General features: G+C 71.3%; 16 protein-coding genes and 5 tRNA genes. 9 read left to right on the forward strand and 12 right to left on the reverse strand.

All coding sequences use genetic code 11. From position 1 onward, the window contains the following. Positions 1-76 precede the first annotated feature (76 nt). The 7 genes from IE311_RS28895 to IE311_RS28925 all read right to left on the reverse strand — a co-directional run bounded on the left by IE311_RS28895 (position 77) and on the right by IE311_RS28925 (position 9597). Positions 77-694, reverse strand: coding sequence for a phosphatase PAP2 family protein (locus tag IE311_RS28895; RefSeq protein WP_189834787.1), 618 nt, complete (start codon positions 692-694; stop codon positions 77-79). Further along, positions 691-2085 (reverse strand): diacylglycerol/lipid kinase family protein, encoded by a 1395-nt coding sequence (locus IE311_RS28900; RefSeq protein ID WP_189834833.1) that lies wholly within the window; start codon positions 2083-2085, stop codon positions 691-693. Before IE311_RS28900 ends, IE311_RS28895 begins: the two co-directional genes overlap by 4 nt. Positions 2086-2267: 182 nt before the next feature. Further along, positions 2268-2340: transfer RNA gene (locus IE311_RS28905), tRNA-Lys, on the reverse strand. Between the two features lie 93 nt (positions 2341-2433). Further along, the gene (locus IE311_RS28910) at positions 2434-5562 is read right to left on the reverse strand and encodes an FG-GAP-like repeat-containing protein (RefSeq protein ID WP_189834788.1); all 3129 of its coding nucleotides are present in this window, start codon (positions 5560-5562) and stop codon (positions 2434-2436) included. A gap of 249 nt (positions 5563-5811) precedes the next feature. After that, positions 5812-8172 carry a DEAD/DEAH box helicase gene (locus IE311_RS28915; RefSeq protein ID WP_189834789.1) on the reverse strand — a complete coding sequence of 787 codons (2361 nt, stop codon included), beginning with the start codon at positions 8170-8172 and terminating at the stop codon, positions 5812-5814. A gap of 197 nt (positions 8173-8369) precedes the next feature. Then, a complete protein-coding gene (locus tag IE311_RS28920; protein ID WP_229902233.1) occupies positions 8370-9059 on the reverse strand; it encodes a hypothetical protein in 690 nt (229 codons plus the stop codon). Positions 9060-9246: 187 nt separating this feature from the next. Further along, complete coding sequence (locus IE311_RS28925) at positions 9247-9597, reverse strand: metallopeptidase family protein (protein WP_033208941.1); 351 nt, start codon at positions 9595-9597, stop codon at positions 9247-9249. Positions 9598-9701: 104 nt separating this feature from the next. On the opposite strand from IE311_RS28925, the gene IE311_RS28930 reads away from it, so the two are divergent. From IE311_RS28930 to IE311_RS28940, 3 genes are all read left to right on the forward strand, one after another. Then, positions 9702-9774, forward strand: a tRNA-Glu gene (locus IE311_RS28930). 40 nt (positions 9775-9814) lie between these two features. Beyond that, positions 9815-9888: transfer RNA gene (locus tag IE311_RS28935), tRNA-Asp, on the forward strand. Positions 9889-9940: 52 nt separating this feature from the next. After that, positions 9941-10014, forward strand: a tRNA-Phe gene (locus tag IE311_RS28940). Positions 10015-10139: 125 nt separating this feature from the next. Here the strand turns inward: IE311_RS28940 and IE311_RS28945 are convergent. Genes IE311_RS28945 through IE311_RS28955 form a run of 3 tightly spaced genes read right to left on the reverse strand, consistent with a single transcriptional unit; the run spans position 10140 to position 12163 of the window. Then, positions 10140-10982, reverse strand: a complete 843-nt coding sequence (locus IE311_RS28945) for a cytochrome c biogenesis CcdA family protein (protein WP_189834790.1) — start codon at positions 10980-10982, stop codon at positions 10140-10142. Beyond that, positions 10979-11755 (reverse strand): DsbA family protein, encoded by a 777-nt coding sequence (locus IE311_RS28950; protein WP_189834791.1) that lies wholly within the window; start codon positions 11753-11755, stop codon positions 10979-10981. Before IE311_RS28950 ends, IE311_RS28945 begins: the two co-directional genes overlap by 4 nt. 57 nt (positions 11756-11812) lie before the next feature. Next, on the reverse strand, positions 11813-12163 hold the full coding sequence (locus IE311_RS28955; RefSeq protein WP_189834792.1) for a hypothetical protein: 351 nt from the start codon (positions 12161-12163) through the stop codon (positions 11813-11815). A gap of 125 nt (positions 12164-12288) precedes the next feature. Between IE311_RS28955 and hrpA the strand changes: the two genes are divergently transcribed. The 3 genes from hrpA (at position 12289) to IE311_RS28970 (ending at position 16794) form a co-directional block, all read left to right on the forward strand. After that, positions 12289-16227, forward strand: coding sequence for an ATP-dependent RNA helicase HrpA (gene hrpA / locus IE311_RS28960; RefSeq protein WP_189834793.1), 3939 nt, complete (start codon positions 12289-12291; stop codon positions 16225-16227). Between the two features lie 81 nt (positions 16228-16308). Continuing rightward, positions 16309-16382 (forward strand) — tRNA-Asp (locus IE311_RS28965). Positions 16383-16509: 127 nt separating this feature from the next. Further along, complete coding sequence (locus IE311_RS28970) at positions 16510-16794, forward strand: DUF6274 family protein (RefSeq protein WP_189834794.1); 285 nt, start codon at positions 16510-16512, stop codon at positions 16792-16794. A 341-nt stretch (positions 16795-17135) separates the two neighbouring features. On the opposite strand, the gene bldC is transcribed toward IE311_RS28970, so the two are convergent. Beyond that, positions 17136-17342 carry a developmental transcriptional regulator BldC gene (bldC, locus tag IE311_RS28975; RefSeq protein ID WP_003949541.1) on the reverse strand — a complete coding sequence of 69 codons (207 nt, stop codon included), beginning with the start codon at positions 17340-17342 and terminating at the stop codon, positions 17136-17138. 394 nt (positions 17343-17736) lie between these two features. Between bldC and IE311_RS28980 the strand changes: the two genes are divergently transcribed. Further along, positions 17737-17922 carry a hypothetical protein gene (locus IE311_RS28980; RefSeq protein WP_189834795.1) on the forward strand — a complete coding sequence of 62 codons (186 nt, stop codon included), beginning with the start codon at positions 17737-17739 and terminating at the stop codon, positions 17920-17922. Positions 17923-17924: 2 nt separating this feature from the next. Here the strand turns inward: IE311_RS28980 and IE311_RS28985 are convergent, their stop codons facing one another. Next, positions 17925-18791, reverse strand: a complete 867-nt coding sequence (locus IE311_RS28985; protein WP_189834796.1) for a hypothetical protein — start codon at positions 18789-18791, stop codon at positions 17925-17927. Between the two features lie 156 nt (positions 18792-18947). On the opposite strand from IE311_RS28985, the gene IE311_RS28990 reads away from it, so the two are divergent. Together IE311_RS28990 and IE311_RS28995 are read left to right on the forward strand one after the other, a co-directional pair. Then, positions 18948-20039, forward strand: coding sequence for a Leu/Phe/Val dehydrogenase (locus IE311_RS28990; RefSeq protein ID WP_189834797.1), 1092 nt, complete (start codon positions 18948-18950; stop codon positions 20037-20039). Between the two features lie 344 nt (positions 20040-20383). Then, the gene (locus IE311_RS28995) at positions 20384-20638 is read left to right on the forward strand and encodes a DUF3073 domain-containing protein (RefSeq protein ID WP_030318267.1); all 255 of its coding nucleotides are present in this window, start codon (positions 20384-20386) and stop codon (positions 20636-20638) included. Positions 20639-20715: the final 77 nt, after the last annotated feature.

Here is a 20715-nt window from a genome sequence, read left to right on the forward strand (position 1 = left end):
GCCGGAGGATCCGGCCCGGGCGGCGCTCCGAGAGGAGCCGGCCCGGGCGATACGCCGAGAGGGGCCTGACGGCCGCTCACTTCTCCTTGGGGGCCGTCAGGGAGGCTCCGACCACCAGGGAGGCGGCGGCGCTCGCGATGCCGAGCACGGCGCCCGCGGCGACGTCGCCCGGGTAGTGCACCCCGGTGTGGACGCGGGAGTAGCCCACGGCCATCGCCAGGATCTGGAGGGGGACGGCGGCCGGGGGCAGCACCACTCCCGCGGCGGTGGCGAAGGCCACCGCCGACGCGGTGTGCCCGGAGGGGAACGACGCGGAGTCCGGCATCGGCACATGGCGGCCCACCACCACCCGGGCCGCCTCCCGGTCCGGCCGCTGCCTGCGGACCAGGCGCTTGCCGAGCAGGTTGGCCGTGGCCGAGGCGACCGCCACGGCTCCGACACCGGCGAGGGCCGCCCGGCGCGGGCGGCCGGGCACCAGGGCGAGCGCGGCCGCGACCGCGAACGAGATCTTGGAGTGGTCGGCCGCGTGCGAGAGCCGGCGGAGGGCCGTGTCGAGCGTGGGAGTGGGGGTCGCGGCCACGGCGGCGTACACCGCGCCGTCGATCGCGCGGAGGTCCTGGAGAACGGCGCGGACGGAACCCGGGGGCGCCGCCCCGTCCGTGGTCCCGATCGCGCTTTCGGTGGTGCCGGTCATGTGCCGCTCCTCGGGGAGGGATGGAAGGCGAGTTCGGTGATGCGCCGCCAGTCCATGGGCGGCTGGGGTTCGATGGCGCCGGGCCGGTGGCGCGGCACGAGCACCCGCAGGGCGCGGGGGCGGAGGGTGCAGACGACGGGGGTGGGAAGGGTCAGCGCCTCGCCGTCGACGGCGACGGAGATGGTGCCGGGAGGCCGCACGGCCTGCCCGATCACTTCGACGCGGGCCGCGGTCAGAACGTTGAGCCCGGTCGACTGGGTGCCCAGTACGGCCAGCTCGGCGGCCTGGGCCGCGCCGTCGACGCGAATGCCGATCACCCCGAGCTCACCCCCGTCCAGCAGGGGTCTGCGGGCGGCGACGGCATTGAACGGATCGGGCGCCGCGTACGGGTTGTTGCTGACGAGAAGCGCCTGCTGCGCGGGCAGCCGGAGGCTGTCGGCGGTCGCGTCGAGACGGTCGCCCTCACCGCCCTGGAGCAGATCGGGCAGGACCTCGAACGCGGTGCCCGCCTTGTCGTCCCGGTACTCGGGGTGCTGGACGACATCCGCGTACACACCGAAGGAGACGGTGTTGACGAAGGCCCGCCCGGATACCGAGCCCAGATCGACCCGGAGCTCCTCGCCGTCGACGAGGGCCTCCAGACAGGTCGCCGGGTCGGCCCGGTCGAGACCGAGGTCGAGGGCGAAGTGGTTGCGGGTTCCGGCCGAGATGACCAGGAACGGCAGGTCGTGCTCGGCGGCCACGGCGGCGACGAGCGCCTGCGTGCCGTCGCCTCCGGCCACCCCGAGCAGATCGGCGCCGCCGGCGACGGCCTCCTGGGCCAGCGCGGCGACATCGGACTCGACGGACGGGTCGAGCAGTATGACCCGGGCGCCGAGCTTCTCGGCCCGCTCCACGAGGCCGAACCGGGCGACCTTCCCGCCCCCGGACTTCGGGTTCATGATCAGCACGGGCCGCCGCGGCCGGGGCCGCCGCTCGCCGCGCGCCCGGTCGGTCCGCCCGCCCCGGCGGGCATCCTCCACGGCCCGGATGCTGCGCAGGGCGGCCCGCGCGCAGACCAGCGCGATGCTCCACAGCCCGAGGGCCAGAAGCGCGGTCAGCCACAACCCCCCGATGACGTACAGGGCGAGGACCGCGAGGGGCGCGCCGACGGCGACGACCGCGCCGAAGACCCGCAGCGACCCGCGGTGGGCGAGGAACCACCAGATGCCCACGGCCGAGAAGGAGAGCCCCCCGAGCCCGATCAACAGGATCAGCAGCCCGCCGGCACCGAGCCCGGTCAGCAGGAGCACGACCGCCGCCGCGGCCGTGCCCAGCGCCCACCGGGCCAGAAGTCTGGCCTCCCCCGTCGGATCGTCCGATCCGTTCACCGTCACGGTCCCCACCTCCATGCTCAACGTGCACGTCCCAGCGTCGCCCACGGTGCCGCACCACGCGCCCGGGGAAGATCCGTTCGCGGAAAAAGCCCGCGCCGGAGGCTCCGGGGCCGGGTACGACGAAGCGCCCCGCCCGGTCGGAACCGGTCGGGGCGCTTCTCGGCGCCTCGGGGGCGACTACCCCCGCCCGCCACACGTAGGCCGTGTGGGACTCGAACCCACAACCAACGGATTAAAAGTCCGCTGCTCTGCCAATTGAGCTAACGGCCCGTGGACAAGCACTCCCGTGCAGCATAGCCCGAGACATCCCCCGAACCGATCGGGTATCCGACACGGGTCGGGGGATGCGATGCGGCGTCAGGATCAGAACAGGGCCTTGAAGGTGTTCCAGCCTCCGGTGCCGATGAGGACGCGCCCGCCGTACGTGCCGACGCAGGTGTTCTGGTAGCCGAAGAGCCTGCCCGAGGTGTCGCGGGCCACCAGGTCCGGGCAGCCGTCGCCCGACTGGTCGCCGGCTCCGACCAGGGAGGAGTAGATGCCCCAGCCCGTGCCGATCTTCACCCGGGCCGTCACACCGCCGGTCGTCAGGCCGTTGTAGCGCCAGAGGCCGCCGTCCGCGTCGATGCCGAGCAGGTCGCCCCGGCCGTCGCGGTTGAGGTCGCCGGCGCCGACGATCTTCTTGTAGAGCTTCCAGTTGGTGCCGATCCGCACCCGGGGCTTCACCCGGTGGTCGGTCGTACCGGCGTAGAAGTACATGTCACCGGTCGTCGTCTGGCGGGCGATCAGGTCGGTGAGACCGTCACCATTCACGTCGCCGGGCGAGGTCAGCACGTCGTACTGCCCCCAGCCCGACCCGATCGGCGTGTACGGCGAGGAGGCCGAGACCACCTTCCCGCAGCCCGGCCGGTACGCGCGCAGCTGGTCGCCCACCCGGGCCAGGACGTCCGCGCACCCGTCGCCGTTCACGTCGCCGAAGGGCACCAGGACGGAGCTCGTCGCGAACTTCGTGCCCGTACCGGCGATCCGCGCCGACAGACCGCCGTACCCGTCGCCCCGGTACATCGACACCGCGCCCGCCGTGTCCATCGCCAGGAGGTCGCCCTGCGTGTCGTTCCCGGCGAGGTCCCGCCAGGACGGCGTGCCGCCGGAGACCGTGATCACGCCGGAGACGACGAGGTCCGCGCCCTTGCCGTCGGCCGTCGTCGCCGTCAGCTCCCAGGAGTACTGGCCGTTGGGCACGGCCTTGCCCGCGGCCGTCTTCCCGTCCCAGGCGACCGTGATGCCGTTGCGGGTCTCGCCGGCCCCGTAGGAGCGGACCACGGCCCAGCTGTACAGGTTGCGCACCGTCAGCTGCCAGCTCGACGCCGGCTTGGAGAGCGCCCAGGACGCCTTCCAGCCGTCCTTCGACCGCATCGTGGTCGCCGGGCGAGGCGAAGGGGTGGTGAGGTCGGAGGTGGGGACGCCGGGCCACACGACGTGGACGCGGTGGGAGGAGTCCTGGTACGCGACGGGCCCGCCGAAGCGGTCGACGGTCCAGGCCTCACGCCGGGGGACGCCCACGGGTGCGGAGTCGACGAGCGTGCGCACCGCGGGCGCGCCGGTCGTCGCGTGGCGGTCGGTGAGGTCGGTGAGCCGGAGGTACCCGGCGGAGTCCCGGTCGACGACGTAGCCGTCGCCCAGCAGGGCGTCGTCCGCCGCTCCCGTCGACAACTGCAGCTTCGTGTTCGTCCTGAGGTCGACCACGCCCCGCCGGCCGGTGGAGCCGCAGGCCCAGTACACCCAGCGCCCGGCAGCCACCTGGACGTCCGTCGGGGCGCACGCCGTGCCGGTCGTGACCTTGCCGAGGTCCTTGCCGGTGACCAGGTCCGTACGGGCCATCTCGCCCACCGCGGCCGTCGCCGTGTAGAGGGTGTCGCCCCAGAGGGCAGCCGTCGTGGACGGCTGGTCCCGGACGACGACGGTCCCCGCATCGAAGTCCACGACACGTGTCCTGGCGCCGCTCTGGAAGACGGCGCGGCGGCCGAAGGCGTCGGTGATCCGTCCGCTGGTCACGCCGGTGGACACCCGCTTCACCAGGCCTGCGGAGGTCCGGGAGGTGACCTCCAGCGGCTGGGAGGAGTCGTCACGGGACAGGTAGACCGTGCGGCCGTCGCCGCTGTCGAAGAGGGGAGTGCTGCTCTCCAGCCGCTTCGGCTCGGCACCCGCCCACACCGGCTGCGGATCACCGGTGTGCAGGGGCCCGACGGGCAGCGTCCGCCCGTAGAAGCCGCTGCCCTTCGACGTGTTCAGCTCCAGGGTGGAGAGCCGGCCCGCGCCGAGGGCGATCGACCGCACCTCGGCCGGCAGCGGCTCCACCCGGCGCAGCTTCTCCAGGACCGGCGCGCCGCCGCCCTTGCCCGGGACCGCCTTGAGGAGGGACCAGTCGGTGGCGGACGTGCCGCCGACGACGGCCGCGCCGCCGCCCGCGATCTGGGTGAGCTCCGCCTCGGCCCCGGTCAGAAGCGTCTGCGCGGGCTGGTCGGGGTGCAGGGCGACCAGCTTCCGCTGGAGGGACCCGCCGACGCCGGGCGCCTCGCCCAGGGCGAGGATCCAGTCCCCGACCAGGGCGATACGGGCGGTGCTCAGGCCCGCGGGGAGGACGAGGGTCCGCTCGGGGCCGGTCGGGGCGTTGCGCTCGCGCACATGGACGGTGCGGGCGCCGTCCACCCAGGCGAGCCGGTCGGGGCTCAGGGCCACCGGGGCGACGAGCACGCTGCCGGCCGGGGTGGGCGCCGGGAGCACGGTCATCCGCCCGGTGCTCAGGTCGACGAGGCCGAGGTCGGAGTAGTCGTACGCGTTCGGGTCGGCGGACCGGCCGAAGCGGATGACGGCCGTCGAACCGTCGCCGGCCGCGAGCCGCGCCAGGTGCAGGTTGGCGCCCGCGGGCCAGCCGGTGACGGGCGTACGGGGCCCGTTCGGGTCGTCGGCGCGCACCAGGTAGTAGCCGGTGGTCGTACCGGTGTCCTCGGCGGAGGCGTACTGCTGGAAGATCAGGGTGTCGCCGACCAGGCCCCGGTAGGACACGTCCCCGGGTATGTCGAGCGACCGCTCGGTGCCGGTCTCCAGGTCACGGACGGCGTGGACGCCGACGCCGCGCTGGACGTACAGATGGCGCCCGCCGGTGCCGGACTCGGCGAACGGCAGGAATCCTTTGTCATGTCCGAGCCGGACGCTCTTCGCGGGGTCGGTGAAGTCCGTCCACTCCAGCTCCCCGCCGGTCGGCCGGTCGGGGTCCTCCGTCTCGTGCACGTATCCCGTGGGGCCGACGGCGGTGACCGTCTGCTGCCGGGGCAGGGCCCGCCAGTTCGGCGCGACGTCCAGCTGGTCGATGCCGACGATCGGCGAGGCCTGCGCGGTCACCACGGGCGACAGCACGACGCCCGAGGCGAGCAACGCCGTGGCCAGGACGGCGATACGCGCACGCGGGCGCCGCACGGGTGCGAAACGAGACAAGGAGGCCCCTCCCCGGGAAACCTGAGAGTCCGGCTGCTGCCGGACCGCTGCTCACGCTGTTGTGCCGGATTCGGGGAGAAGTCTTCGCCGGGCCCCCCGGCCGGCACGTCTCACCCACGTCGACCGGCAGAGCGTATCCCGTCGTACACGGGTACGAGCCGGGGGCCGCACGCAACGAGCAGGGCCCGTACGCCACCGAAGTGCCGTACGGGCCCTGCTCGTCCATCGATTCAGCCGACCGGGTCGACCTCAGCCGTTGCGCTTCCAGCGCGGCTTGTCGTCGCGGCGCTGGAACGAGCCACCGGTCGAGCCGGTGCCGGTGCCGGTGCCGGTGCCGCGGTGGTCGTCACGACGGCCGTACGGGCGGTCGCCGCCACCCGAGCGGAAGCCGCCGGCGGGGCGGTCGTCACGACGGTCGCGGTTGAACGGGCGGTCGCTGCCGCGGTGGCCGCCGGCCGGGCGGTCGTTGTCGCGACGCTCGAAGGGACGGCCGCCACGGTCGTCACGGTTGAAGCCACCCGAGGGGCGGTCGTCACGGCGGAAACCACCGGACGGACGGTCGTTGTCGCGACGCTCGAAGGGACGGCCACCGCGGTCGTCACGGTTGAAGCCACCCGAGGGGCGGTCGTCACGGCGGAAGCCACCGGACGGACGGTCGTTGTCGCGGCGGAAGCCACCACGGTCGTCACGGTTGAAACCACCCGAGGGGCGGTCGTCACGACGGAAACCACCGGACGGACGGTCGTTGTCGCGACGGAAGCCACCACGGTCGCCACCGCGGTCGTCACGGTTGAAACCACCCGAGGGGCGGTCGTCACGACGGAAACCACCGGACGGACGGTCGTTGTCGCGGCGGAAGCCACCACGGTCGCCACCGCGGTCACCGCCACGGAAGCCACCGCGGTCGTCACGGTTGAAGCCACCGCGGTCGCCACCACGGTCACGACGCTCGTAGTTGCCCCGCTCGTCGCGGGCCGGACGCTCCTCGCGACGCTGCTCCTCGGCGCGCGCGGCACGCTCGGCCTCGGCGGCGGCGGCCGCGATCTCGGCCTCGGCGGCCTCGGCCACCTCGGCGACAGCGGCCTCCGGGTCCTCGCCACGCTCACGGGCGGCGCGGGCCACCAGGCGGTCGGCCTCCTCGCGGAGCTCGACGGCGCGGAGCTGCAGGCGCTCCAGCTGCTTGGTCAGGTCGACGACCTCGCGCTCGGCCTGCTTGGCCGAGTTGTTCGCCGAGTCGGCCTGGACCTCGGTCAGCGAACGGGCACCCGTGATCTCCGCGACCTCGGGGTCGAACGCGCCGGCGCCGCCGACCATGTGGCGCGAGGCGTCGACGCCCGCGTCCTCCATCAGACGGAAGATCTGACGGCGCTGGTGCGGCAGGGCCAGGGAGACCACGACACCGGAGCGGCCGGCACGGGCGGTACGGCCCGAGCGGTGCAGGTAGTCCTTGTGGTCGCCGGCCGGGTCCACGTTGAGGACCAGGTCGATGCCGTCGACGTGGATGCCTCGGGCGGCGACGTCGGTCGCGACGAGCGCGTTGACGTAGCCCTTCTTGAAGTCCTCCAGGACGCGGGTACGGGCGCCCTGCGTCATGCCGCCGTGCAGCGCGTCGGCCTTCACACCGGCGTCGCACAGCTGCTCCGCGATGCGGTCCGCGCCGAGCTGGGTGCGGACGAAGATGATGGTGCGGCCCTTGCGGGCGGCGATGGCGGCGGTGACCGGCGCCTTGTCCTTCGGCTTCACGACGAGGACGTGGTGGGTCATGGTCGTGACGTTGCCCTGGGCGCTGTCGACCTCGTGCGTGACGGGGTCGGTCAGGTAGCGCTTGACCAGGGTGCCGATCTCGTTCTCCATGGTGGCGGAGAAGAGCATGCGCTGGCCGCCGCCGGGGATCTGGTCGAGCAGCTCGGTGACCTCGGGCAGGAAGCCCAGGTCGGCCATCTGGTCGGCCTCGTCGAGGACCGCGATCTTCACGTTCTCCAGGGAGCAGGCGCCGCGGTTGATGATGTCGCGGAGGCGGCCCGGGGTGGCGACGAGGACGTCGACACCGCGCTCCAGGGCGTAGATCTGGTTGCCCATGGAGGTACCGCCGCAGACGACCTTCATCTTGAGGCCGAGCACGTCGCCGTAGGGCTGGAGGGCGTCCGCGACCTGCATCGCGAGCTCACGGGTCGGCGTGAGGATGATGCCGCGGGGCTTCTTCTTGTCGGTGTGGCCGCCGGCCAGACCGGCCAGGAGCGGCAGACCGAAGGAGAGGGTCTTGCCGGAGCCGGTACGGCCACGGCCCAGGATGTCCTTGCCGGCCAGGGCGTCCGGGATGGTCGCGGCCTGGATCGGGAAGGGGGTGGTGACGCCGTTCTGCGCGAGCTTGCGCACGACGCCGTCCGGCAGACCGAGGTCGCCGAAGGTGATGGTGGGCTCGGCGGACTCCTCGTCGAAGTCGTCCGAGTCGGTGTCGACGGCGTCGACGAAGTCGTCGGCGTCGATGTCGGCGTCGAGGATGTCGGCAGCGTCGATGACGGCCGTCTCGACGATCTCGGTGGCCTCTACGGCCTCGACGATCTCGTCGTTCTCGGGCATGACGGCGTGGTCAGAACTGAAAATGGACATGCGAAATGCGAAACCTTCCGGAGTCTCGGCACGCGCCCGTCAACTCCGTGATTTCGCAAACGACCGCCTCAATGCGGTCAGCCACGGCTAGGGAGAGTACGCGCCACACGGCGCTCTTCTGTGTCGGCGCCGGGCAATGGGATCAAACGATCTACCACCATACGCACCCTCCCCCACCTATGGCAAATCGGACTCCATCACACCGGCCCGACCTGCGGAGATGCCACCGGCTCCGGAGGCGCGCCCGGCCCGTCCGCCGCACGCATGGCACCCATCTGGGTGTCGGCCCCGGGCGCCGGCGGATCGGTCGGGTTCGAGGTCGGTTCCGGGGTCGGCTCGGGCGTCGGGACCGTGGGCTCCGGGGTCGGCTCGGGGCTCGGGACGGTCGGCTCGGGTGTCGGGGTCTCCCCGCCGCCTCCGGGGCCGCCGGACCCGCCGCCGTTCGCGCCGCCGTTTCCGCCGCCCCCGCTCCCGCCGCCGTTCCCGGCCGAGCCTCCCGCGTCACCGCCGGAGCCCCCTTGGCCGCCGTCCGTCGGCTGCGGCTTGGACGGGCCGCCGGAGCCGCCCGGACCCTCCACCGGCAGCACCGCGCCCGCGGACGGCTTCGCCGTTCCCGAGGGAGAGCCGCTCGGGACGGGGGACTCCGTACCCGCGCCGGCGACGTCCGGTCCGCCGCCGTCCGGCCGGCCGTTCCACGAGCCGCCCCCACCGCCGGGGAGCCCGGCGCCGCCGTCCGACTCGGTCGCCGCGCCCCGCTTCCCGCCGGACGCGACGGGCGACGGCTTCGCCCCCTCGTCGCTCACACTCATACAGCCGCTCATACCGGCACAGGCCGCGACGGCCAGCGCGGTGGCGGCCCATCTCACCGGGGTGGGCAAATGGCGCACGGGGGCACCTCCAGGGACACAACAGGCAGGAACGGAACGCGTTGCACTGCCCAACTCCCTTGGCGCCACAAGGGACACGCCCGAACGGTTCCGGGCGTCGGCCCGGGTCCCGGCCGGCACGGCGGCCCGAACGCCGGTCCGGGCGGTCCGGGCGGTCCGGGCGGTCCGGGCGGTCCGGGCGGTCCGCTCAGCCGTAGCCGAGCGCGTGCAGCCGCTCGTCGTCGATGCCGAAGTGGTGGGCGATCTCGTGCACCACGGTGATCTCGGTCTCCGCGACCACGTCCTCGCGCGACTCGCACATCCGCAGCGTCGGCCCCCGGTAGATCGTGATCCGGTCCGGCAGCACACCGGCGTACCACTCACCGCGCTCGGTGAGCGGCGTCCCCTCGTAGAGCCCGAGCAGCTCGGGGTCGTCCGGGGCCGGCTCGTCCTCCACGAACACCGCGACGTTGTCCATCAGCCGCGTCAGTTCCGGCGGAATCCGGTCCAGGGCCTCGGCGACCAGCTCTTCGAACTCCTCGCGCGTCATCTCCAGCACGCGCCCATTGTCCCCCCGCCGGAAACCGTTTTGGCGATAGCGGCCGCCATCCCATATGCTTCTCACGTCCCCGACGCACTGAGAAGTGCGCAGGTGAGTCTCTAGCCCTCATCGTCTAGTGGCCCAGGACGCCGCCCTTTCAAGGCGGTAGCACGGGTTCGAATCCCGTTGGGGGTACGTATTACCGTGTGCGAGACTAGTGATCGTGCACAAGCTTGGCTCTGTGGAGCAGTTGGTTAGCTCGCCACCCTGTCAAGGTGGAGGTCGCGGGTTCAAGTCCCGTCAGAGTCGCTGAAGCTGGAAACAGCTTCGTCCCCAAGCTCTTCGAGCAGGGGATACCCCAGGCTGGGTAGCTCAGTTGGTACGAGCGATCGCCTGAAAAGCGATAGGTCGCCGGTTCGACCCCGGCCCCAGCCACAAACAGAAGGCCCCGTTCGAAAGAACGGGGCCTTCTTCGTGTGTCCGCACGCGGAGACGCGTACGCGGAGATCCGCACACAGAGGCGCGTACGGGGAGGAGGCCGGCGCCCCCTCCCCGTACCGTCACACGTCCTCGCGGGACCGCGAGCGGCTCCCCCGCCTGCCCCGCAGCGCGAGCACCAGCGCCACCACGGCCACCACCGCGACGAGCAGGGCCCAGTCCGGGACCGCCCGGCCCAGCGAGGCCACCCGCTGCTCCACGGCGAACGAGTCGTCCACCGACAGCAGGCCCGGCAGCGCCGTCGTCCCGTCGAAGACCAGGAAGAGCGTGCCGAGGGCCACGAAGAAGAGGCCCGAGAGGAGCGAGGTCGAATGGAGCGTGAGGGGCCCGGCCTTGAGCGGGCGGCCGCGCAGCCAGGACCGCCGGCCGAGGTCGTACCGCTCCCAGAGCAGCGCGAGGACGAACAGCGGGACCGCCATGCCCAGCGCGTACACCGCGAGGAGGAGCCCCCCGTACGCCGGGCTGCCGCTCAGCGCCGCCACCGTCAGGACGCTGCCGAGGATCGGGCCCGCGCAGAAGCCCGCGAGGCCGTAGACCAGACCGAGGGCGTAGACGGAGAGGGCCGACGTGGGCCGGATCCGGCCGCTCGCCTCGGCGATCCGCCGGGAGGCGAAGCCCAGGCCCAGGATCTGGAGCACACCGAGCCCGACGATCAGCCAGCCGCCGGCGGTGACCAGGAGGTCCCGGTGGCCGTAGAAGAGGCGGCCCGCGAAGGAGCCGGCCGCGCCCAGCGGGACGAGGGTGGTCGCCAGGCCCGCGTAGAGGATGCCGGTCCTGGCCACCAGCTTCGCGCGGGTCTCGATCGAGTACGCGAAGAAGGCGGGCAGGAGCAGGGCGCTGCACGGGCTGAGCAGGGCGAGCAGCCCGCCGAGGAAGGCGGCGAAGTAGCCGATGCCGGAGGTCACTGCCCGGCGCCCGGCTTCGCGGTGCCGTGGCCCGCCTCCGGAGACTTCCCCTTCCCCTTCTCCTCGGCCGCCTCCGCCGCGGCCTCGATCGCCTCCGTGAAGGTCTCCAGGGGCTGCGCACCGGCGATCGGCCGGCCGTTGACCAGGAAGGACGGGGTGGAGGTGGCGCCCAGGGAGTACCCCTGCTCCTGGTCCGCGCGGACGGCCTCGCGGGCCGCCGTCCCGTCGGTGTCCTTCGCGAAGCGGGCTGCGTCGGGAACACCCGCCTCCGCGGCGAGGGCGGCGAGCCGGTCCTTGCCGAAGCCCTTCTCCTTGGCGCCCTCGGCGTAGGCCGCCTTGTGGAACTGCCAGAACCGGCCCTGCTGCCCGGCCGCCCAGGAGGCGCGGGCGACCGCCTCGGACTCCTCGCCGAAGATCGGGAAGTTGCGCCATTCGATGCGCAGGGTGCCGTTCTCGACGTACTTCTTCATCAGGACCGGCTCGGTGTCCCGGGCGAACTTCCCGCAGTAGCCGCACTTGAAGTCGGCGTACTCGATGAGCACGACGGGCGCGTCGGCCCGGCCGGCGGCGAGCTTGTCGGAGGCGTCGCGGCGGGCGTAGGCCTCCAGTTCGGCGTAGACGCCGGCGGACGGGTCGGCGGAGACCTCGGCGACGGCCGAGGAGCCGGACGCACCGGGGGACGCGGGCTTGGTGGCGGTGTACGAGACAACCCCGAGCAGGGCGGCGGCGACCGCCACCCCGGCGACGATCACGAGCGGCTTGGACTTGGGCATGCGGAACTGCTCCTGAGGAGAAGGAAGACGGGAGGGACGGCGGGGGCGGCCGTCCGTCTACACCCTCAGGACCGACAGCTCCACGGGAGACAGCGGTACGCGCGCGGGGAGCTCCCGCCCCGGCGCCGCGCCCCGGCCGCCCGGATCCGGTTCCCGGGCCCCGCAGGGGGTCCGGTCGGCGGCGAGGGAGGGCAGCAGCTCCGCGAAACCGTGCGCACGCGGCGGTACGACGGGACCCGCGGCCCCTTCGTCGGCGGGGTGGCCCGGATCGCAGCCGGGCACGGCGGCGCCCAGGACGACCGGGGCCGTCCCCGGGGACGTGTCCGCCGCCGCCCCGCACACCAGGAGGCCCAGCACCAGGGCCACGAGCGCGGCGAACGCCACCGGCACACGGGTGGTGCAGAACATGCGAAACCTCTCCGGTCCGGTCGACGTGTCCGAAATAGTACGCACCCCTCCCGGTGCCCTCCCGGGCAAGCCACTCGTAAATCGGTTCGCCGCTTCTCGGCCGCAGATGCGATCCTGGATTCCGTATGTCTACTTCCTTCGCCGCCCTCCAGTCCGTCCTGGCCGAGGTCTCGCTGCGGGACTCCCACCGGCTCGGCCGCCGTCTCGAAGGCGCCCGCCGCATCCGCAAGCCCGAGGCCCGCGCGGCCGTCCTGGACGAGATCTCCGTCGAGGCGGCCAAGGCCAAGGAACGCGTCGACGGGCGCGCCTCACGCGTGCCCGCGGTCACGTACCCCGAACAGCTGCCCGTCTCGCAGAAGAAGGACGAGATCCTGGAGGCGATACGTGACCACCAGGTCGTGATCGTCGCCGGTGAGACGGGCTCCGGAAAGACCACCCAGATCCCGAAGATCTGTCTGGAGCTCGGCCGGGGCGTCCGGGGCATGATCGGGCACACCCAGCCCCGCCGGATCGCGGCCCGCACGGTCGCCGAGCGGGTCGCCGAGGAGCTGCGGACCCCGCTGGGCGAGGCCGTCGGCTGGAAGGTCCGCTTCACCGACCAGGTGAACCCCGACGCCACCTTCGTGAAGCTGATGACGGACGGCATCCTGCTCGCCGAGATCCAGACGGACCGCGAGCTGCGCGCCTACGACACGATCATCATCGACGAGGCCCACGAGCGGTCCCTCAACATCGACTTCCTGCTCGGCTATCTGGCCCAGCTGCTCCCCAAGCGCCCCGACCTCAAGGTCGTGATCACCTCCGCGACCATCGATCCCGAGCGCTTCTCCCGCCACTTCGGCGACGCGCCGATCGTCGAGGTCAGCGGACGTACGTACCCGGTCGAGGTCCGTTACCGGCCTCTCCTCGAGGAGGACTCCGAGGAGTCCGACCGCGACCAGATCACCGCGATCTGCGAGGCCGTCGACGAGCTCCAGGCCGAGGGCCCCGGCGACGTCCTGGTCTTCCTCTCCGGTGAGCGCGAGATCCGGGACACCGCGGACGCCCTGCTCAAGCGGCAGCTCCGCAACACCGAGGTCCTCCCGCTCTACGCGCGCCTCTCGCACGCCGAGCAGCACCGGGTCTTCCAGGCGCACTCCGGACGCCGGATCGTCCTCGCCACGAACGTCGCCGAGACCTCGCTGACCGTCCCCGGCATCAAGTACGTGATCGATCCGGGCACCGCCCGGATCTCCCGCTACTCGCACCGGACCAAGGTGCAGCGGCTGCCGATCGAGCCGGTCAGCCAGGCCAGTGCCAACCAGCGCAAGGGCCGCTGCGGCCGTACCTCCGACGGCATCTGCATCCGGCTGTACTCCGAGGACGACTTCCTGACCCGTCCGGAGTTCACGGACGCCGAGATCCTCCGTACGAACCTCGCCTCCGTCATCCTCCAGATGACCGCCGCCGGCCTCGGCGACATCGAGAAGTTCCCCTTCATCGACCCGCCGGACCACCGGAACATCCGGGACGGCGTGCAGCTCCTCCAGGAGCTGGGCGCGATCGACCCGACGGAGAAGGATCCGAAGAAGCGGCTCACCCAGCAGGGCCGGAAACTCGCCCAGCTGCCCGTGGACCCCCGGCTCGCCCGGATGGTCCTGGAGGCCGACAAGAACGGCTGTGTCCGCGAGGTCATGGTCATCGCCGCCGCGCTCTCCATCCAGGACCCGCGCGAGCGGCCGGCGGAGAAGCAGACGCAGGCCGACCAGCAGCACGCCCGGTTCAAGGACGAGACGAGCGACTTCCTCGCCTTCCTGAACATGTGGCGGTACGTCCGCGAGCAGCAGAAGGAGCGGGGCTCCAGCTCCTTCCGCCGGATGTGCAAGCAGGAGTACCTGAACTTCCTGCGCATCCGCGAGTGGCAGGACATCTACGCCCAGCTGCGGACGGTCGCGAAGCAGCTGGGCATCCAGGTGAACGAGGAGGACGCCCCCGAGCAGTCCGTCCACGTGTCGCTGCTCGCCGGACTCCTCAGCCACATCGGCATGAAGGACGTGAAGGAGGGCGCGAAGAACGACTACCTGGGCGCCCGCAGCGCCAAGTTCGCGATCTTCCCCGGTTCCGCGCTCTTCAAGAAGCCCCCGCGTTTCGTCATGTCCGCCGAGCTGGTGGAGACCTCGCGCCTCTGGGCCCGGGTCAACGCGCGCGTGGAGCCCGAGTGGATCGAGCCGCTCGCCCAGCACCTGGTGAAGAAGACGTACAGCGAGCCGCACTGGGAGAAGGACCAGGCGGCCGTGATGGCCTTCGAGAAGGTGACGCTGTACGGCGTCCCGATCATCGCCGACCGCAAGGTCAACTACGGCCGGATCGATCCCGAGGTCTCCCGCGACCTGTTCATCAGGAACGCGCTCGTCGAGGGCGACTGGCGCACGCACCACAAGTTCTTCGCGGACAACCGCAAGCTCCTCACCGAGGTCGAGGAGCTGGAGCACCGGGCGCGGCGCCGGGACATCCTGGTCGACGACGAGACGCTCTTCGACTTCTACGACAAGCGCGTCCCCGAACACGTCGTGTCCGGAGCCCACTTCGACTCCTGGTGGAAGCACAAGCGCCACGACGAGCCGGAGTTCCTGGACTTCGAGCGCGAGATGCTCATCAACGAGAAGGCCGCCGGCGTCACCAAGGACGACTACCCGGACTCCTGGCGGCAGGGTCCGCTGAAGTTCCGGGTGACGTACCAGTTCGAGCCGGGTGCGGACGCCGACGGTGTGACGGTCCACGTCCCGCTCCAGGTGCTGAACCAGGTGACGGACGAGGGCTTCGAGTGGCAGATCCCGGGACTGCGCACCGAGGTCGTCACCGAGCTGATCCGTTCGCTCCCGAAGCCGATCCGCCGCCATTACGTGCCCGCGCCGAACTTCGCGTCCCGCTTCCTGGACACGGTCGTGCCCGTGCAGGAGCCGCTGGCGGGGGCGCTCGCCCGCGAACTCCAGCGGATGGTCGGGGTGCCGGTCACGGCCGAGGACTTCGACTGGGCGAAGGTGCCCGAGCACCTCAAGGTGACCTTCCGGATCGTCGACGAGCGGCGCAGGAAGCTCGCCGAGGACAAGGATCTGGAGACGCTGCGGCTGCGGCTGCGCCCCAAGGCCCGCAAGGCGCTCTCCCAGGCCGCCGCGGCGGCCACCGGAGGCCCGGACGGCTCCGGGCCGTCCCTGGAGCGCTCGGGGCTCACGGACTGGACGATCGGGACGCTCACGAAGGTCTTCGAGACCAAGCGGGCCGGTCAGCCGGTCAAGGCGTACCCGGCGCTCGTGGACGAGGGCGCGACCGTCGCCGTACGGCTCTTCGACACGGAGGCCGAACAGGCGCAGGCGATGTGGCGGGGCACCCGGAAGCTGATCATGCTGAACATCCCGGTGAACCCGGCGAAGTTCGCCTCGGACAAGCTGACCAACCAGCAGAAGCTGGCCCTGTCCTCGAACCCGCACGGCTCGATCCAGGCGCTGTTCGACGACTGCGCGACCGCCGCGGCCGACCGGCTGATGGCGGACCACGGCGGTCCGGCCTGGGACGAGGAGTCCTTCCGGAAGCTGTTCGACAAGGTCCGCGCGGACCTGGTGGACACGACCGTGCGGACGGTGGGCCAGGTCCAGCAGATCCTGGCGGCCTGGCAGGCGTGCGAGCGCCGGCTGAAGTCGACGAACAGCCTGGCGCTGATCAACAACCTGACCGACGTGCGCGCCCAGCTCGCCTGGCTGATGCCGGCCGGATTCGTCACCCGTACGGGTCTGAAGCGGCTCCCGGACCTGATGCGCTATCTGGTGGCGGTGGACCGGCGGCTCCAGCAGATGCCGACCGGGGTCCAGCGGGACACCACCCGGATGGAGAAGGTCCAGGAGATGCAGGACGAGTACGCCTGGCTCCTCGAACAGCTCCCGAAGGGCCGTCCGGTGCCGTCCGAGGTCACCGACATCCGCTGGATGATCGAGGAGCTGCGGGTGAGCTACTTCGCGCACGCCCTGGGCACGGCGCACCCCGTCTCGGACAAGCGGATCGTGAAGGCCATCGACGCGGCGGCCCCGTAGCGGGGCCGTCGGTGAGTTCGACCGGACCGCTGACCTGCTGTACAGTGTTCCTCGCAGCCACTTACGAGGGGCCGCCAGCAAGGACCTGTGGAGCAGTTGGTTAGCTCGCCACCCTGTCAAGGTGGAGGTCGCGGGTTCAAGTCCCGTCAGGTTCGCTTTGAGGAAAGGCCCGCATCGTGAGATGCGGGCCTTTCTTTGTGCTCCCGTGTCTTGACGGGGCCACAGGCCCGCCGGTACCCCGGACATCAGGGAATCGGGGGCCCACACCGGAGGTGGTCGCGCATGGCCGCGGCGTCCGCAGCACGGCACGACACGCGCGCGCTGCTGCGCGCCCATCTGGCGGCCGCGTCCCGCTACGGACACCTCACGCGCCACTGCGTGGTCTGCCATCGCCTCCTGCGGCTCTCCATGGAGCTTCCCGAGCCCGACTTCCGTGAGCCCGGCTTTCCCGAGCCCGACGTCCGCGAGCCCGGCTTTCCCGGGGCCGGGTCCCGGGAGCGTCCGGAGCCTCCGGATGCCCCGGAGCCGGCGGAGGCCACGGAGGACGAAAGTCCCACCGACCCATGACCAACGGCGGGTTGGGGGCGTTCCGCGAAGTGGGAGGCTGTTCTTTGGCAAGACATGGCGAGTGTGACGGGAGTCACTGAGGCAGTTTCAGAAACCGCTTCACTTACACCCTCCCTACACCAGCCCGATTTAATATGTGCAATTGCACCACTCCCCAAGAAGTGGCGCCGGACACAAAAGAAGATCGCGCCAGACCCGGCGGAGTCCAGCGCGATCGATGACGAAGGCCTGTTGGGGCAGGAATCCGTCGGCAGAGCTAGGGGTGGGCGACCGGATTGGGGGATCCGGACAGGCCCGGTGTTACGGGGTACTGCGGGGTACTACGGGGTGTTTGCGCGACCTCAGGCCTCGCTGCGCTGCTGCGGAATACCCGCCAGCAGCGCGCGGACCTCGGCCTCGCGGTAGCGGCGGTGCCCACCCAGGGTGCGGATGGACGTGAGCTTCCCGGCCTTCGCCCAACGGGTCACCGTCTTCGGGTCCACACGGAACATCGTGGCAACCTCGGCAGGGGTCAGCAGCGGCTCGGCATCAGGGGTGCGAGCGGTCATGAGCGGCCTCCTCGGGAGAACCGAACCTTCTCGGTTCTTTCCTCTAAATTCTGCACCTTGACCCGCGTTGCCCGAAATGGCAGAAGCGGGCCGAGTCGGTTATAGGACGAACGGCTTGTCCTCGGCACTACAACTACACCATCCGTCCAGCCACGTCGGCCAAACCGATGGAATTGCCCTCGCAGGTGTTCATCAGCGGCGGAAGTCGATGGACCATGCCATAACGGACAGTCACGCCACTGTGACGATCAGTCACAGAGCGATCAGGAGTCCTCAGACCCCCCATAGAGTGCAATGCTGAGCGTTCCGCCCATAGATGGACGGAAGGAACCCTCCCCGGACTCCTTGTCCTATTTTGGCACGAGGGTGGGTGATGGGCGCAAGGGTGCGTTACGTGCTGTCCGTCACGCTTGAGCCAAAGGCCCGGATCGGGACCAACGTCCCCGCCCAGCGGGTGCCGAAAGGCCCGGACACGCCGACCGGCCAAAACCGGGCATGCGGTATCCGGACATCCCTGAAGATCATTTACACCGGCCGTACATGTCTTGTCGATACCGACCTGACGAAGATGCCCGACTGATGTCAATTCGCGAAGCGGAGCTCCCTGACCGTCCGCCAGCGCTCCGCGAGCCGCCCGTACGCGTCACTCGCCGCCTCGCCGTCGCCGGCCCGCAGCGCCGCGATCCCCTCCGCCATCTGTGCCGCCGACCGGTCCTCCGCGAGCCACTCCTCCGTCACCGCGTGCACGAGCCCGCCGAAGTCCAGCTCCACCAGGGCCCGCGGATGGAACTCCTCCAGCCACCGCCCCACCTCGATCAGCCCCTCCGTCATGGGACCGTCGTCGATCGACTCCCGCAGCGCCCGCAGCGCCCGCGCGAGACGCCGGCGCGCCTGCGCCATCGTCGTCCGGTAGCGCAGCACCGGCGCCCGGCCCGGCTCCGCGGCCCCCTCGCCGCCCGGCGCCCCCGGCTCGTACTCCCTGTCCTCGTCCCCGAAGAGCGCGAACCAGCGCAGCGGCACATGCCAGACCGCCGTGCGGATCCACGGCCGCGCGTCCGGGTTCCTGCTGAGCCAGCGCTCGTAGTCGCTCGCCACCTGCAGGCGCACCACCGGCGGCAGCATCGCGTCGAGCACCGGCTCGGGGAACTGGCCGTCCAGCTCCTGGAGCGCCAGCCATCCCCGCAGCCTCGTCCGCCACGGACAGATCACCACCACCCCGTCCACATGGGCGACGAAGGCCTCCCCGCTCTCGTGGACCGGCACCGGGACCGGCGGCGTCGGCAACAGGTCCGCGAGCGAACGACGCAGCTCCTCCTGGGCCCCCGGAGTGAGCGGCCGACGGGCGTACCGGGCCCAGTGGGTCCGCTCCGGCTCGGGGAACGCGGCCAGCGGCTCGTACACGCGCAGATAGGACGCGTAGGGGATGAGGACCGAGGAGGCGACCGACATGTCGCAAATCCTTCCACGGAGGTACTCCGGGAGGGGGTGATCCTGAGCACTGCCGCTGATCTACGCCCAGGTAGGACTTACTCTCTTGCCGAACCGGTCCCTCCCCCACCCGTAGGGAGGGACCACACCGCCGCTTCGTACTTGGGAGTCACCACCGTGACCGATGTGACCGGCGTTCCTGCTGACGTACTGCACACCCTGTTCCACTCGGAGCAGGGTGGCCACGAGCAAGTCGTGCTCTGCCAGGACCGCGCCACCGGCCTCAAGGCCGTCATCGCCCTCCACTCCACCGCCCTGGGCCCCGCCCTCGGCGGCACCCGCTTCTACCCGTACGCCAACGAGGCCGCGGCGATCGCCGACGCGCTCAACCTGGCCCGCGGCATGTCGTACAAGAACGCCATGGCCGGTCTCGACCACGGTGGCGGCAAGGCCGTCATCATCGGGGACCCGGAGAAGATCAAGAGCGAGGAGCTCCTCCTCGCCTACGGGCGCTTCGTCGCCTCCCTCGGCGGCCGGTACGTCACGGCCTGCGACGTCGGCACCTACGTCGCCGACATGGACGTCGTGGCCCGCGAGAACAAGTGGACCACCGGCCGCTCCCCGGAGAACGGCGGCGCCGGCGACTCCTCCGTCCTCACCGCCTTCGGCGTCTTCCAGGGCATGCGCGCCTCCGCGCAGACCCTGTGGGGCGACCCGACCCTGCGCGGCCGCAAGGTCGGCGTCGCGGGTGTCGGCAAGGTCGGCCACTACCTCGTCGAGCACCTCCTGGAGGACGGCGCCGAGGTCGTGATCACCGATGTGCGCGAGGAGTCGGTGCGCCGGATCACCGACAAGCACCCGCAGGTCACCGTCGTCGCCGACACCGAGGCGCTGATCCGCGTCGAGGGTCTCGACATCTACGCGCCCTGCGCGCTCGGCGGCGCCCTGAACGAGGAGACCGTCCCCTTCATCACCGCGAGCATCGTCTGCGGCGCGGCCAACAACCAGCTGGCCCACCCGGGCATCGAGAAGGACCTGGTGGAGCGCGGGATCCTCTACGCGCCCGACTACGTGGTCAACGCCGGTGGCGTGATCCAGGTCGCCGACGAGCTGCACGGCTTCGACTTCGACCGCTGCAAGACGAAGGCGACGAAGATCTTCGACACCACCCTGGAGATCTTCGCACGTGCGAAGGCGGACGGGATTCCGCCGGCCGCGGCGGCCGACCGGATCGCCGAGCAGCGGATGTCGGACGCGCGACGCGCCTGAGGCACGTCCGGTCCGCGGCTTTTCCGTGTGCGTCCCCGCCGGGCCGCACACGGGCCGCCGCACGGTCGGCACACGGGGCCGGTCCGCCGTCGGAGAGACTTCCCTCACGCCCCTCGGCGGGTCGGACCTCAAGAAGAGGTTAAAATCGCGATTGACCAGCGAGGAGAGGGCACCTCGATGGTTCTGTACCGGGGTATGTGATGCGCGCGGCGTACCGTAGACCCGCGGAAACAGGTACCGTTGAAGCCCTACGGACCGGTCTCTCTGTCGAGAGTCCGTTCCGAATCATGAACGCGTGTCAAGACTCTGGGGCCATCGAGCCCCGTCACCGAGGGGGTCGAGCCATGGGGCGCGGCCGGGCAAAGGCCAAGCAGACCAAGGTCGCCCGCCAGCTGAAGTACAGCAGCGGCGGGACAGACCTGACGCGTCTGGCCAATGAGCTGGGCGCTTCGACTTCGAATCAGCCGCCGAATGGCGAGCCGTTCGAGGACGACGACGAGGAAGACGACCCGTACGCCCAGTACGCGGATCTCTACAACGAGGACGACGAGGACGAGGACGACGAGTCCGGTCCGAGTGCGTCCCCGCGTCGCGCTTGACCTTCTGAATCGCATTCACAGAAACCCGGTCCGGGAACACCCGGCCGGGTTTCTGTGCTGTCCGCGACCGGGCGCGG

The organism is Streptomyces zaomyceticus, from assembly GCF_014656215.1.
In the GTDB taxonomy this organism is placed as follows: domain Bacteria; phylum Actinomycetota; class Actinomycetes; order Streptomycetales; family Streptomycetaceae; genus Streptomyces; species Streptomyces zaomyceticus.

Excerpts from the sequence above, each read along its gene's own strand:
- IE311_RS28895 (WP_189834787.1), bottom strand. The coding sequence starts at position 694 with ATGACCGGCACCACCGAAAGCGCGATCGGGACCACGGACGGGGCGGCG.
- IE311_RS28900 (WP_189834833.1), bottom strand. The coding sequence starts at position 2,085 with ATGGAGGTGGGGACCGTGACGGTGAACGGATCGGACGATCCGACGGGG.
- IE311_RS28915 (WP_189834789.1), bottom strand. The coding sequence starts at position 8,172 with ATGTCCATTTTCAGTTCTGACCACGCCGTCATGCCCGAGAACGACGAG.
- IE311_RS28950 (WP_189834791.1), bottom strand. The coding sequence starts at position 11,755 with ATGCCCAAGTCCAAGCCGCTCGTGATCGTCGCCGGGGTGGCGGTCGCC.
- IE311_RS28955 (WP_189834792.1), bottom strand. The coding sequence starts at position 12,163 with ATGTTCTGCACCACCCGTGTGCCGGTGGCGTTCGCCGCGCTCGTGGCC.
- hrpA (WP_189834793.1), top strand. The coding sequence starts at position 12,289 with ATGTCTACTTCCTTCGCCGCCCTCCAGTCCGTCCTGGCCGAGGTCTCG.
- IE311_RS28970 (WP_189834794.1), top strand. The coding sequence starts at position 16,510 with ATGGCCGCGGCGTCCGCAGCACGGCACGACACGCGCGCGCTGCTGCGC.
- bldC (WP_003949541.1), bottom strand. The coding sequence starts at position 17,342 with ATGACCGCTCGCACCCCTGATGCCGAGCCGCTGCTGACCCCTGCCGAG.
- IE311_RS28985 (WP_189834796.1), bottom strand. The coding sequence starts at position 18,791 with ATGTCGGTCGCCTCCTCGGTCCTCATCCCCTACGCGTCCTATCTGCGC.
- IE311_RS28995 (WP_030318267.1), top strand. The coding sequence starts at position 20,384 with ATGGGGCGCGGCCGGGCAAAGGCCAAGCAGACCAAGGTCGCCCGCCAG.